The sequence below is a fragment of the Yoonia sp. R78084 genome, assembly GCF_044595625.1.
Lineage (GTDB): Bacteria > Pseudomonadota > Alphaproteobacteria > Rhodobacterales > Rhodobacteraceae > Yoonia.
Genome location: NZ_CP138993.1, coordinates 1,641,313 through 1,655,084, shown reverse-complemented (window position 1 = coordinate 1,655,084; position 13,772 = coordinate 1,641,313). Strand labels below are relative to the sequence as shown.

The window sequence follows — 13,772 nt, the reverse complement described above, 5'->3', positions numbered from 1 at the left end:
ACGGAAAGGTCAACCGTTGATCGCCTTTAGCGCCAAAACGCGAGCCACTCGATAAGTTCGACAAATTTGCGCGAGAGAAACAGCGCATACGCCCCGTCGTACTGCAGGTAGTCAAAACCAAGCAAGGCGACCAAGAACAGACCAAGAAGAACAGCAATGGTATTTGTCATGGGCCGAGGTTTAGCCCAGATGCCACAAATGGCAAAGCCCGCGTGAGCGGGCTTGCAGCGTTTTGTGCCTTGCAGGTTGTGTTTAATGCAAGCGCCCCATGGTGGCCGCAACATCGGCCATACGTGCCGAAAAGCCCCATTCGTTGTCATACCATGCCAGCACCCGCACGGTGCGGCCGCCCACGACCTTGGTTTGATCCGGTGCAAAGATCGAACTTTCGGTGGTGTGGTTGAAGTCGATGCTGACCTTTGCCTCGTCGTCGTAGGACATCACCATGCCCATATAGCCAGAGGCCGCTTCGGCGACAATGGCGTTGACCTCGTCGACGGTGACGGACTTGCCGGCCTCGAACGTCAGGTCTACGGCGCTGACATTGGGGGTAGGGACGCGCATTGCCGTGCCGTCGAGCTTGCCTGCGAGTTCCGGCAGCACCTCGCCCAGTGCCTTGGCCGCACCGGTAGAGGTGGGGATCATCGCCATTGCGGCGGCACGCGCGCGGTAAAGATCGTTATGGCGGCGGTCCAGTGTCGGCTGGTCGCCGGTATAGCTGTGGATCGTTGTCATGATGCCGCGTTCAATGCCGATGGCATCATTCAGGACTTTGGCCAGCGGCGCCAGACAGTTGGTCGTGCAGGACCCGTTCGACACCATGTTTTCGGTTGCGATCAGTTCGCGGTGGTTCACGCCGTAAACGACGGTGCGGTCCACGTTCTTGGCGGGGGCCGAGATCAGAACCTTTTTCGCACCGCGCGTCAGGTGGATGTTGGATTTCAGACCATCGTTGAATTTGCCGGTACATTCCAGCACCACATCGACGCCATCCCAATCAAGCTCTTCGGGATCGTAGGTCGACATCACATCAATCGGGCCGCGGCCCAGATCCATTGTGTTGCCCTTCACAGTGATCGGGCTGCCAAAGCGGCCGTGCACACTGTCGTATTTCAGCAGATGTGCGTTGGTTTCAATCGGGCCGGTGGCGTTGATTTTGACGACCTGCACATCGTTGCGCGCGGCCTCGGTGATATGGGCCAAAGTGCAGCGTCCGATACGCCCGAACCCGTTAATCCCGATGGTCACTGTCATAGCTGAAGTTCCTTGCCGCTCTGTCGTCGTTGCAAGTGGTATACGCAGGTGTACGTCCGAGGGGAACGAAAAACGTTTTATTCATCAATATGTTAACGATAACAATTGGTGTTAGCGATAACGCGATTGCGGACCAAAGGGATGTTAACGCAAACAATCAGGGCGGCTGTCGAATCATGGTTTGATTGCGTAAGAAGGGGCAGCTGAAAGGACACCAGATGCATCCGCTCATTACGCAAGACCATATCGAGACCTACCAGCGCGACGGGGTTGTCCTGATCAAGGGCCTGTTTGCCGATTGGGTAGAGCCGCTGCGTGAAGGCATTGCCACCAATATGGCAGAGCCCGGGCCCTACGCCGCCGAAAACCTGCATGACGGTGAAGCAGGGCGTTTTTTCGACGATTACTGCAACTGGAACCGGATTTCCCCGTTTGAAGATGCTGCCCGCCATTCGCCTGCCGCCGAGGTGGCCGCAGATTTGATGGGGTCGCAGACCTGCCAGCTCTTCCATGATCATGTGCTGGTCAAAGAGCCCGGCACCTCGAAGCCGACGCCGTGGCATCAGGACAGCCCCTATTATTTTGTGGAAGGTCAGCAGACCGTGAGCTTCTGGTCGCCGCTTGATCCTGTGCGCGAAGCCTCGCTGCGCTGTGTCGCAGGATCGCACAAATGGCCCAAAGAGGTCTTGCCGACGCGGTGGCTGTCAGAGACGGATTTTTATCCCGATGACAAGGATTTCATGCCGGTACCCGATCCCGATGCGGAAGGGATGGAGATTGTTGAATTCGCGATGGAACCGGGCGATGCGGTGGCGTTTCACTACCGCATACTGCATGGGGCACGCGGCAATGAGGCCAAGGCGCGTCGCCGGGCTTTTTCCTTGCGTCTGCTGGGTGATGATGCGCGCTATGTCGCGCGTCCGGGTCCTACATCGCCACCGTTTCCGGGGCATGACATGGTGCCTGGGCAAAAGCTGCGCGAAGACTGGTTTCCTGTGCTGTTCAGCCGCGATTAGTCGAACCGTGCTTCGAGTGCTTCCAGCGTAAAGCTGCGCGGCACGTAACCTGCGTCGTCCGGATTGTCATTCGGGTCCGTGATGACGCAGGGCGCGCGGCACAGCTGGCGTGCGATGCGCAGCTCGTGGTCGATCAGCCACAGTCGTCCGCCGGGGGTACTGATATAACCGTCGATCCCCGTTTCGATATCGCCCCGCATGTCATCAAGCGAAGGCACCTCGTTGTCATAGACGTCCGAATAGCCGCCATGCGTGTGGTAAGAGGCAATGACGTTTGCTGCGGGGGCGGGCAGATCGCAATAGTCTTCCTGACCGGCCCTTGGCGCGGTTGCGGCCATCCCGCCATCCGTCGTGAGAAAGATATAGCCGCAATATTCGCGGCTCTGCGCAATCGACCGCGCCTGCACGCTGTTCAGCACCGTTCTTGCAAAAACGTCAACGTCGTCGGTTGATGCAACAATGGGCGGTGTGTCGGGCGTGCAGCTGACAAGCGCTACTAGCCCCATTGTCGCCACTGCGGTGCCGACTTTTATCCATGTCATCGCAGTGGCGTTCATTGCTTATTTGATCAAAGACTTGACCTTGGCGGCCGTATCCTCGGCGGTGATCCCGAATTCCTTGTACAGACGCTCGGCCGGGGCAGATGCGCCAAAGCCGTGCATGCCGACAAAGCCGGATTTTTCGCGCTTGCCGCGCTCGCCGAACAACCAGCGGTCCCAGCCAAAGCGGATGCCCGCCTCGATCGCGACGCGCACAGGGCCACCAGGCAGGACACGCTTGCGGTAGCTCTCTTCCTGCTCTTCGAAGAGTTCCCAGCACGGCATTGACACAACGCGGGTGCCGATCCCTTCAGCCTGCAACAGATCACGCGCGGCCAGCGCGATGCTGACCTCAGAGCCTGTGGCCAGCAGGATTGCTTGGCGCTTGCCCTCGGCATCGGCCAGCACATAGGCGCCCTGGGCGACCATGTTCTTGTTCTTATGCTCGGTGCGCACTGTTGGCAGGTTCTGACGGGTCAGGGCCAGCACGCTGGGCGTTTTCTGCGATGTGAGCGCGATTTCCCATGCCTCTGCGGTTTCCACCGTATCGGCAGGGCGGAAGACGTTCATGTTTGGCGTGGCCCGTAGCATGGCGAGGTGTTCGACAGGCTGGTGTGTGGGCCCGTCTTCGCCAAGACCGATGCTGTCATGTGTCATGACATAAGTCGTCGGCACGCCCATCAGCGCGGACAAACGCATCGCGCCGCGTGCATAATCTGTGAAGCACATGAACGTCCCGCCGTAGGCGCGCGCACCGCCGTGCAGCGCCATACCGTTCATGGCCGCTGCCATCCCGTGTTCGCGCACACCGTAATAGATGTAACGGCCTTTGCGGGTATCCGGGTGGAAGGTGCCCATGTCTTTGGTCAGCGTGTTGTTCGATCCTGTCAGGTCCGCCGAACCACCGATGGTTTCCTGCATGATCGGGTTGATGACTTCGAGAGTCATTTCGCTTGACTTGCGGGTTGCGACCGAAGGGGCGCCTTCGCTGATCTGCTTTTTCAGCGCGCGGATCGTGGCTGACAGGCGCTTGGGTGCCTCGCCTGCATAGATGCGCTTGAACTCGGCCTGTTTGTTGGCCGAGAGCGCGTTGAAACGGTCGTGCCATTCTTTATGGGCCTTGGCCCCGCGTGCGCCGATTTCGGCCCATTGCTTGAGCGCGTCAGCGGCGACTTCGAAATCACCCATCGGCGCGCCATAGGCTTCTTTCGCGGCTTTCAACTGGTCGGCGTTGGTCAGGGCGCCGTGGCCTTTGGAGGTGTCCTGTGCCGCATGGCCCAATGCGATATGGGTCTTGCAGGCGATTATCGACGGGCGGGGGTCGTTCTTGGCCGCGGTGATGGCCGCGTCGATGGCCTCTGGATCATGACCGTCGATGGACTGGACGTGCCAGCCCGAGGCCTCGAACCGCATCGGCTGGTTGGTGATGTCGGCGATATCGACGGTGCCGTCGATGGTGATGTTGTTGTTGTCCCAGAACACGATCAGATGCGAGAGTTTCTGCATACCGGCCAGCGCAATCGCTTCCTGGCTCACGCCCTCCATCAGGCAGCCGTCGCCGGCCATGACGTAGGTGTGGTGATCAATGATCTTTTTGCCCCATGTGGCGCGCTGGATTTCCTCTGCGATGGCGAAACCGACCGAATTGGCGATCCCCTGGCCAAGTGGACCCGTCGTTGTCTCAATCCCGCGCGCATGGCCGAATTCAGGGTGGCCTGCGGTGCGGGCACCCCATTGGCGGAAGTCCTTGATCTGCTCAAGCGGCATATCCTCGTATCCGGTCAGATACATCAGGGAATAGAGCAGCATCGAGCCGTGGCCTGCGGACAGGATAAAGCGGTCCCGATCTGGCCAGTGTGGTGCTTTGGGATCGAACTTGAGGTGTTTTTCAAATAGCACAGTTGCCACGTCGGCCATGCCCATCGGCATGCCGGAGTGGCCGGAGTTCGCTGCGGCGACCGCATCCAGCGTGAGGGTACGGATGGCGGTGGCTTTCATCCAGTGGTCGGGGTGTGCGGTGCGCAGGGCTGCAATATCCAAGTGATCAGGTCCTATTTACGAATGGTGAACGTCAGGCGTTGGCAGCGTCATATCAGGACCGAACCCAAGATCAAGCGTGACGGCTAAGTTACTCATATTCTTGGCACGCTGTGGTTTGCGGCAGGGCCATTGTTGGCATACGCTTGTTCTCAACAGGCACAATTCGGCTCTCTCGGCCGGGGCAGTCGGGCCGAAAAACAACTAGTTGCAAAGACGATGGCAAAGACGGGCACGCCTGTTGCGCCATGAAAGGACGGGCGGATGAGTGATATCAGTACATTGGAAAGCCGCATCACCGCAGCGCTAGACCGGATCAGGCAGGGCCTTGATGCCGCCGGTGGGCAGACTGCCGCCGATCCCGCGTTGCAAGCGGCGCTTGATCAGGAGCGCGCGCAAAATGCCGAACTGGTTGAACGTGTGCGTGTCCTGAAAGAGCGGCAGGATACGCAGGTAGCCAGCCTGACCCTGCGTGCAGAGACACAAAGCAAGCATCTGATGAAGCTGGACGAGGAGTTGCAGCAATTGCGCGCGTCGAATGTGCAGTTGCGCGAGATGAATGCAAAGCTGCGCGAGGCTGTGACCACAGGCCTTGCGCCGGAATTGCATGATGCGGCGATCAATGCCGAAATCGAGGCTCTGAGCGCACAGCGTTCTGCCGATGCGGCCGAGATTGATGCCATTCTGGACGAATTGAAGCCCCTGATCGAGGAGACATCCCATGCCGCAGGTTGAGATTGCTATCGGGGGGCGGACCTTTGAGGTCGCCTGTCAGGACGGTGAAGAGCATTTCCTGCATTCCGCTGCGGCGATGCTGGATGCGGAAGCCAGCCATCTGGCGGATCAGATTGGCCGGATGCCCGAGGGGCGCATGCTTTTGATGGCCGGTCTGATGCTGGCGGATAAGACCGCATCACTTGAAGACAAGGTGCGGCAGCTGGAAACAGAAGCGGCCAATATGCGCGCGCAGATGGAAAACCTGCAAAGCCAACCGGCACCTGCGCCCCTGCGTGTCGAGGTGCCTGTGGTGCCTGCGGCTGTGACGGATGCTTTGGCAGAGATCGCGGCGCGGGCCGAAGCTTTGGCGGATCAGGTCGAGGCGCGATAGACAAAAGGCGGGCAGGGCGCCCGCCTCTTTCTTTGTTAGCTGTTTGCTTCGCGGATCTTTTCGGCCGCGTCTTTATCGAAGGCGACACCGCTTTCTGAAAACAGCGTGTCGAGTTCGCCCGAAAGCGTCATTTCCGTGATAATGTCGCAGCCGCCGACGAATTCGCCTTTGACGTAAAGCTGCGGGATGGTCGGCCAGTCAGAGTAGTCCTTGATCCCCTGACGGATGTCGTCATCGGCCAGCACGTTCACATCGGCATATTCGACCCCCATGAAATTCAGAACGCCTGCGACACGGGACGAGAACCCGCACTGCGGCATGCTTTTGGTGCCTTTCATGAAAAGAACCACATCGTTGGTTGTGACGGTGTTTTTGATCTTGTCTTGGGCTGTCATGTTCTTCGGTCCTCTTGCTCGGCGTCAAAGTCTTTGAAGACTTTGGGCCAAATTTTTGAAAAATTTGGGCTAGTTGGGCGCTTTGGTTGTCAAAGCGAGCGCGTGTAACTCGCCATTGCTGCCATCCATCTTGCCTTTGAGCGCGGCATAGACGGCCCGTTGCTGTTGAACGCGGTTTTTGCCGCGAAAGCTTTCGTCGATGACTTCGGCAGCAAAATGGGACCCGTCGTCACCCTGCACGTTGATTGTGGCGTCAGGGAAGGTTTCGCGCAGGAGGGTCTCGATCTCGAAGGCGGTGATAGGCATTTGCGGTCCTTTTGGTCGGTTGGTTCTAAATTAGGGCCGCTTGCGCCGGGGGACAAGTGGGGATGCCTCCGGCGGGAGTATTTTGGGCAAGATGATAATCAGGCGACCGCGTTTTCAAATGAGGTGCGGAACATCCGGCTGAGTTCTGAGAGCGGTGCGCTCTGGCTGCCAAAGGTGATCTGGTCGCCGCCCACTTTGCCCACTGTCGCCAGTGGAACGCCTGCCTGACTGGCCGCGATCATCAGTGCTTCGGCCTGATCGAAGTTGCAGGCAATCAGGTAGCGCGCCTGATCCTCGCCAAAGAGGGTTGGTGTGTCTTCGGCATCCAGCGTGATCCCGACCCCTGCCGCCTCGGCCAACTCGAAGGCCGCAAGGGCCAGACCGCCGTCGCTGAGGTCGGTGCAAGCCTTGATATAGGCGTGGTTGGCGCGGATGAAATCACCATGCGCTTTCTCTGCGGCAAGATCGACGGGAGGCGCATCGCCTTCGGCGCGACCGTAAACTTCCGCAAGCAGCGCGGATTGCCCGAGGTGGCCTGCGGTTTCGCCAAGCACCAGCAGCACATGGCCTTCGCGGATATCGCCGGTGATCATGTGATCGGGGTGGTGGATGATACCGACGGCGCCGATGGTAGGCGTGGGCAGAATGCCCTTGCCGTCGGTTTCATTATAAAGTGACACGTTGCCCGATACGATCGGCATGTCGAGCGCTTTGACAGCCTCGCCGATACCTTGGATCGCGCCCACGAATTGCCCCATGATCTGGGGCTTTTCGGGGTTGCCGAAGTTCATGTTATCGGTCGTTGCCAAGGGGGTCGCACCCACGGCGGTCAGGTTGCGGTAGGCTTCGGCCACCGCCTGTTTGCCGCCTTCAACGGGGTTGGCTTTGACATAGCGGGGGGTTACGTCGCTGGTGAAGGCAAGCGATTTCTCGGTGCCATGGACCCGCACGATGCCCGAACCGGCACCGGGTGTGCGCGCGGTGTCGCCCATGACCTGCTGGTCATATTGCTCATAAACCCATTGTTTGCCTGCATAGTTGGGGCTGTTGATCAGCGCCTTCAGCCCGTCGATGGGATGCACACCCGGCACCTCGCCCAATGGGGCCGCAGGGGGTGTGGGTTCCCACGGGCGGTCGTATTCGGGGGCAGAGCCGGAGAGGGTGGCCAAGGGCAGATCGGCCATGATCTTGCCATTGTGCTCGATGATGAAACGATCTTCTGCGATTGTTTCGCCGACGATGGCAAAGTCGAGGTCCCATTTGACGAACACGGCGCGCGCCTCGGCCTCAAGCTCGGGCTTGAGCACCATCAACATGCGCTCCTGGCTTTCGGACAGCATCATCTCATATGCGGTCATATTCTCTTCACGCTGGGGAACGGCATTCAGGTTGAGTTTCACACCCAAACCGCCCTTGTCGCCCATTTCCACGGCAGAGCAAGTCAGACCAGCGGCGCCCATATCCTGGATCGAGATCACGGCGCCGGTGGCCATCAGCTCCAGCGTGGCCTCCATCAGGCGTTTTTCGGTGAAGGGATCGCCGACCTGCACGGTGGGGCGTTTTTCCTCGATGGTGTCGTCGAATTCGGCGCTGGCCATTGTCGCACCGCCGACACCGTCGCGGCCCGTCTTGGCGCCCAAATAAACCACAGGCATGCCAATGCCGGAGGCGGCGGAGTAGAAAATCTTGTCCGCATCCGCGAGGCCTGCGGCGAAGGCATTCACAAGGCAGTTGCCGTTATAGGCGGGATCAAAGCGCACTTCGCCGCCCACGGTGGGCACGCCAAAGCAGTTGCCATAGCCGCCGACACCGGCGACCACGCCGTTGACCAGCTGCCGAGTTTTGGGATGTGCCGGCTCGCCGAAGGAGAGCGAGTTCATCGCCGCAATCGGGCGGGCGCCCATGGTGAAGACATCACGCAGGATGCCGCCGACGCCTGTGGCTGCCCCCTGATAAGGTTCAATGTAGCTGGGGTGGTTGTGGCTTTCCATTTTGAAAACCACTGCTTGCCCGTCACCGATATCAACGACACCTGCGTTTTCTCCGGGGCCACAGATCACTTGGGGGCCTGTCGTTGGCAGGGTCCGCAGCCATTTCTTCGACGACTTGTAAGAGCAATGCTCGTTCCACATTGCCGAAAAAATGCCGAGTTCTGTAAAGGTGGGTTCGCGGTCTATGATCTCAAGGATGCGCTGATATTCATCAGGCGAAAGCCCATGGGCTGCGATCAGGTCTTCGGTGATTGCTGGCTCTTGCATCTTGGTCCCCCGCGCTTGAGTCGCGCGTGTTTTACGGGGTTGCGCGTAGGAGGGAAAGAGAGCTGTTGATTTGTGCGCTTTAGAAACATGAAGATGCAGTATTTCTGGAATGCCGGCACGGACCGCACGGCCCCAAAAAAATGCCGGGCACAAGGCCCGGCGAAGTCCAACAGGGAGGTGAAGGTGATGAGCGCTATCGCATCGTCGCCTTCGAGAGATCAAATAGGGTGCGTTTTTTGACCAATCAAGAAAAAATGGGTCAAATTTTCGCAATGCCGATATGTCCTCAATGCATAGCTTGCGGCTCGGTTTACATTCGTGAGGGGCTTTGGCGTTGTTTTTGAAGCCAAATTCTCCTTAGGGTTGTCTCGGGCTAGATTTCGACCGCTACGCGCATTTTCCGCCGATGCGTGAAAATCTCGTCCTGCACGAAGTCGCGAAAGGCCGCGATGCGTTTGGATTGCCGCAATTCTTCGGGATATGCGAGGAAAACGGGCACTTCGCCGCTTTCCAGATCCGGCAGGACGCGGACAAGATCAGGGAAATCCTCGGTCAGGTAGTCAGGAAGGACGCCGATGCCGATATTGTTGATGACGCCCTGTAGCACCCCGAAATAGTTGTTTACCGTAAAGGTATTGGGAATGTCATAGGTCATCAGGTGTTGCAGCAGTGTTGCCCCCGCAGCGACCTGAATGGAATTGAGGCTTTGACAGATCAGCCTGTGGTCAGAGATATCCGATATCTCGACTGGCGCTTTGTTGGTTTCCAGATAAGTTTTCGACGCATAGAGGCGCATCCTGACCGACATCAGCCGCTTGCGGATCAGGTCTGCCTGTGATGGCTCTTTCATGCGGATCGCCACGTCAGCCTCGCGCATGGGCAGGTCAAGGACGCGTTCTTCCAGCATCAGGTCGATTTTCAGATCAGGGTAGAGTTCGTAGAGCTTGGGTAGGCGCGGGGCGAGCCAGAGCGTGCCAAAGCCGGTGGTCGTGGTGACGCGCAATTCGCCAAATACTTCTTCTTCGCTGTCACGGATGCGTGCTGAGGCGGCCTCGAGCCGTTTGTTCATGCTTTTGGTGGCGTCAAACAACAATTCGCCCTGTTCCGTCAGGATCAGGCCGCGCGCATGGCGGTGAAACAGTGTTGTGTTGAGTGATTCTTCCAGCGCACGAATTTGTCTGCTGACCGCCGATTGCGACAGGTGCAGTGTATCTCCGGCGTGCGTCAGCGATCCCGCATCCGCGACGGCGTGAAAGATTCTTAGTTTATCCCAGTCCATAACGGCCTTTTTAAAAATAATTTCTTGTATTTGATTTACAGACATTACCCGAAACGGATGTTTTTATGCAAACCACGATCTGATTTATTTTGTGCTTTGTAGGTCAGTAATTTTGACCTATAGTTGAGGGGTATTCGACGCGCGGGGAGGTGCGGGATGACCCATCAGAATGTATCGCTCAATGATCGTTATGATTTGGATAAACACCAGATTTTGCTGAACGGCACGCAGGCGCTTGTACGTCTGATGCTGATGCAGCGCGCGCGGGACGAAAAGGCGGGGTTGAATACTGCAGGCTATGTGACCGGCTACCGCGGATCGCCGCTGGGTGCCGTTGATATGCAGATGACCCGCGCACGTGATGTGCTGGAACCCGCGCAGGTTACATTCCAGCCCGGATTGAACGAAGATCTTGCTGCGACCGCCCTTTGGGGCAGCCAGCAGGCAGAGCTTCGGGGTGAAGGCAAATACGACGGTGTCTTCGGCCTGTGGTACGGTAAAGGGCCGGGTGTGGACCGTTCGGGTGACGTGATGCGCCATGCCAATATGGCAGGCACGTCGCCACATGGCGGCGTGATCATGGCGATGGGCGATGACCATACCGGTGAAAGCTCGACCACGCTGCATCAATCGGACTGGGCGATGATTGATGCCTATATGCCGATTGTGTCGCCTGCAGGTGTGCAGGAAATTCTCGATTACGGGCTTTATGCGTGGGAGCTGTCACGCTTTGCCGGTGTCTGGGTGGGCCTGAAGACGATGAAAGACACAATCGAGGTCACGTCCGTGGTAGACGGTGATCCCGACCGGATGTCCTTTGTGCGCCCCGAGCTGGATTTGCCCGAAGGTGGTTTGAATATCCGCCTTGTCGATACGCCGCAGCTGCAAGAGGCGCGGATGATTGACCACAAACGCTTTGCCGCCGAAGCGTTCAGCAGGGCCAACAAGATGGACCAGCGCAAATGGGGCAAGCCCGGTGCAAAAATCGGCTTTGTTGCGGCTGGCAAGAACTGGCTGGATTTGCAGCACGCGCTGGCATTGCTGAATATTGATGAGGCTGAGGCCGAACGGCTGGGCATCACCACCTATAAGGTAGGTCAGGTCTGGCCGCTGGATATGGCGTCGTTCCATGAATGGGCCGAAGGGCTCGACCTGATTGTGGTGATCGAGGAAAAACGCAAGCTGATCGAAGTGCAGGTCAAAGAGGCGCTGTTTGACGACCGCAACGGGCGGCGCGTTTACGGCTGGCACAAGGGCGATGAACATTCCGCTGGGCGCCGCGAAGAGGTGTTCCAGACCAAGGCGGACTTGAACCCCATCGTGATCGCCGAAAAACTGGGCGGCATCTTGGTGGAAGAGGGCTGTGGGTCGGCGGGTGTTGAGGCAGGCCTTGCGCAACTGGCCGAGGCGCGCCGCGCCGACAACGCGCCCGAGATTGCGCAGCGGTTGCCCTATTTCTGTTCGGGCTGCCCGCATAACTCATCAACCAAAGTGCCCGAAGGATCGCGCGCTTACGCAGGTATTGGCTGTCACTACATGGTGCAGTGGATGGACCGCGAAACCGTGGGCTTCACGCAGATGGGGGGCGAGGGCGCGAACTGGGTCGGCGAGGCGCCGTTCTCGACCCGCGACCATGTGTTCCAGAACTTGGGCGACGGTACCTATAACCATTCAGGCGTGCAGGCCATTCGGTTCGCGCTGATGGCGGGAACCAATATCACCTACAAGATCCTCTATAATGACGCGGTGGCCATGACTGGCGGTCAGGGCAATGATGGCGGGCTGACGGCCGATCAGATTTGCCGTGAAATTCAGGCGATGGGGGTGCGCAACGTGGCCCTTGTCTATGATGAGAAAGAAGATATCGACCTTGCACGCTTTCCCAAGGGATTGGATGTGCATGAGCGGGCAGAGATGCCAATCGTCCAAGAGAAGTTCAGCAAATACAAGGGTGTGTCTGCCATAGTTTATGTCCAGACTTGCGCTGCCGAGAAACGCCGCCGCCGCAAGCGCGGGCAGTTTCCTGATCCTGACAAGCGGGTCTTTATCAATACCGACATTTGCGAGGGCTGCGGCGATTGCGGGGTGCAATCCAACTGTGTGTCCATCGTGCCTGTTGAAACGGAACTCGGCCGCAAGCGCGCGATTGACCAGTCGTCGTGCAACAAGGATTTCTCGTGTGTCAAAGGGTTCTGCCCGTCCTTTGTGACGATCGAAGGCGCGCAAATCCGCAAGGAGGCGACAGCGGATGTTGATCTGCCCGACATGCCGGACCCTGTGCTGCCTGCGATCAATGGCACCCATAATGTCGTGATTACGGGTGTTGGTGGCACCGGCGTTGTGACCATCGGCGCTGTGCTGGCGATGGCCGCGCATATCGACGGCAAAGGGGCGGGCATGATGGAGATGGCGGGGCTGGCCCAAAAGGGTGGTGCTGTGCATATCCATTGCCGGATCGGCGAGAAGCCGAGCGATATCAACGCGATCCGTGTCGCAACAGGTGAGTGTGACGCGCTGATTGGCGGTGATCTGGTTGTCTCTGCGGGTGCCAAAACGCTGGGGTTGATGAAAACGGGGCGCACCAAAGGTGTGGTAAACAGCCATGAGATCATCACTGGCGATTTCACCCGTAATACCGAATTCCGGCTGCCAAGTGATGAATTGAAGGTCTCGCTCGGGGCGCGTTTGTCGGATGGTTTGGCGATGTTTGATGCCTCCGATCTGGCCAAGGCGCTTTTGGGCGACAGCATCTATTCAAACATGATGGTCTTTGGGGCGGCATGGCAATTGGGCGCAATTCCAGTGGGTTACGATGCGATCTTGCAAGCGATTAAGCTGAATGGTGCTGCTGTGGAGCGCAATATCCGTGCCTTCGAATTGGGCCGCTGGGCCTATCTGCATCCGGCGGATGCGCAGGCTTTGCTGACGCCGAATGTTGTAGCATTGCCCAAATCCACGGCCGAGAAGATCGCCTTCCGCGAGGCGCATCTGGTGGCCTATCAGGGCAAGCGGTTGGCCAAGCGGTATCGTAAGATGGTGGACCGTTTCATGGATGACGGGATGCGCGCTGCGGTCGCAACAGGCTATCACAAGCTCTTGGCGTACAAGGATGAATACGAGGTGGCACGCCTGCTGACGCAGACCGAAGAAAAGGCAAAAGCCGAGTTTGATGGCGATCTGAAGCTGACCTATCACCTTGCCCCGCCCATGCTGACCAAGACAGGCCCAGACGGGCGGCCTGCCAAAAAGGAATTCGGCCAGCGCATGGCATGGGCGTTTCCGAAGCTTGCGAAGCTGAAATTTCTCCGTGGTACGCCCTTTGATCCGTTCGGGCGCACAGCCGAGCGCCGGATGGAGCGCGCATTGATCAAGGAATACGAGGCGGACATGGCCGAAGTCCTGCAAATCATGCGGCCTGACACGCGGGATGCGGCGATGGCCCTGGCGGCCTTGCCCCGTGAAATTCGTGGCTTTGGTCCGGTAAAAGAGACGAATGCGCGCAAGGCTGCCAAGCGCCGCGAAGAGCTTTTGGCGGTCTTGCGGGCGGCCCCGATGCAGCAGGCGGCGGAATAGTCACTTT

General features: G+C 58.5%; 12 protein-coding genes. 4 read left to right on the top strand and 8 right to left on the bottom strand.

Going from position 1 to position 13,772, the window contains the following annotated elements; all coding sequences use genetic code 11:
- Positions 1-26: 26 nt before the first annotated feature.
- Positions 27-170: a hypothetical protein gene (locus SJY29_RS08480; RefSeq protein ID WP_400088721.1), complete on the bottom strand. Its 144-nt coding sequence runs from the start codon at positions 168-170 to the stop codon at positions 27-29.
- Between the two features lie 82 nt (positions 171-252).
- Positions 253-1,254 (bottom strand): type I glyceraldehyde-3-phosphate dehydrogenase, encoded by a 1,002-nt coding sequence (gene gap / locus SJY29_RS08475; protein ID WP_400088719.1) that lies wholly within the window; start codon positions 1,252-1,254, stop codon positions 253-255.
- Positions 1,255-1,472: 218 nt separating this feature from the next.
- Here gap and SJY29_RS08470 point away from each other — a divergent pair, with 218 nt between their 5' ends.
- Positions 1,473-2,270, top strand: a complete 798-nt coding sequence (locus SJY29_RS08470; RefSeq protein ID WP_400088717.1) for a phytanoyl-CoA dioxygenase family protein — start codon at positions 1,473-1,475, stop codon at positions 2,268-2,270.
- Here the strand turns inward: SJY29_RS08470 and SJY29_RS08465 are convergent.
- Positions 2,267-2,812: a DUF4329 domain-containing protein gene (locus tag SJY29_RS08465; protein ID WP_400088715.1), complete on the bottom strand. Its 546-nt coding sequence runs from the start codon at positions 2,810-2,812 to the stop codon at positions 2,267-2,269. The two genes, SJY29_RS08470 and SJY29_RS08465, sit on opposite strands and share 4 nt — an antisense overlap.
- A gap of 18 nt (positions 2,813-2,830) precedes the next feature.
- Positions 2,831-4,849 carry a transketolase gene (tkt, locus tag SJY29_RS08460; RefSeq protein ID WP_400088713.1) on the bottom strand — a complete coding sequence of 673 codons (2,019 nt, stop codon included), beginning with the start codon at positions 4,847-4,849 and terminating at the stop codon, positions 2,831-2,833.
- A gap of 261 nt (positions 4,850-5,110) precedes the next feature.
- On the opposite strand from tkt, the gene SJY29_RS08455 reads away from it, so the two are divergent.
- Both SJY29_RS08455 and SJY29_RS08450 read left to right on the top strand, forming a co-directional pair.
- Entirely contained in the window at positions 5,111-5,581 is a 471-nt protein-coding gene (locus SJY29_RS08455; RefSeq protein WP_400088711.1) for a hypothetical protein, read from the top strand.
- The gene (locus tag SJY29_RS08450; RefSeq protein WP_110279050.1) at positions 5,568-5,954 is read left to right on the top strand and encodes a cell division protein ZapA; all 387 of its coding nucleotides are present in this window, start codon (positions 5,568-5,570) and stop codon (positions 5,952-5,954) included. The genes SJY29_RS08455 and SJY29_RS08450 overlap by 14 nt, the downstream gene beginning before the upstream one ends.
- Before the next feature lie 35 nt (positions 5,955-5,989).
- On the opposite strand, the gene grxD is transcribed toward SJY29_RS08450, so the two are convergent.
- From grxD to SJY29_RS08430, 4 genes are all read right to left on the bottom strand, one after another.
- Positions 5,990-6,349: a Grx4 family monothiol glutaredoxin gene (gene grxD / locus SJY29_RS08445; protein ID WP_400088709.1), complete on the bottom strand. Its 360-nt coding sequence runs from the start codon at positions 6,347-6,349 to the stop codon at positions 5,990-5,992.
- A gap of 69 nt (positions 6,350-6,418) precedes the next feature.
- Entirely contained in the window at positions 6,419-6,655 is a 237-nt protein-coding gene (locus SJY29_RS08440) for a BolA/IbaG family iron-sulfur metabolism protein (RefSeq protein WP_110279048.1), read from the bottom strand.
- A gap of 98 nt (positions 6,656-6,753) precedes the next feature.
- A complete protein-coding gene (gene purL, locus SJY29_RS08435) occupies positions 6,754-8,913 on the bottom strand; it encodes a phosphoribosylformylglycinamidine synthase subunit PurL (RefSeq protein ID WP_400088706.1) in 2,160 nt (719 codons plus the stop codon).
- Between the two features lie 373 nt (positions 8,914-9,286).
- A complete protein-coding gene (locus SJY29_RS08430) occupies positions 9,287-10,192 on the bottom strand; it encodes a LysR family transcriptional regulator (RefSeq protein ID WP_400088705.1) in 906 nt (301 codons plus the stop codon).
- A 156-nt stretch (positions 10,193-10,348) separates the two neighbouring features.
- Here SJY29_RS08430 and SJY29_RS08425 point away from each other — a divergent pair, with 156 nt between their 5' ends.
- Entirely contained in the window at positions 10,349-13,765 is a 3,417-nt protein-coding gene (locus tag SJY29_RS08425; RefSeq protein ID WP_400088703.1) for an indolepyruvate ferredoxin oxidoreductase family protein, read from the top strand.
- Positions 13,766-13,772: the final 7 nt, after the last annotated feature.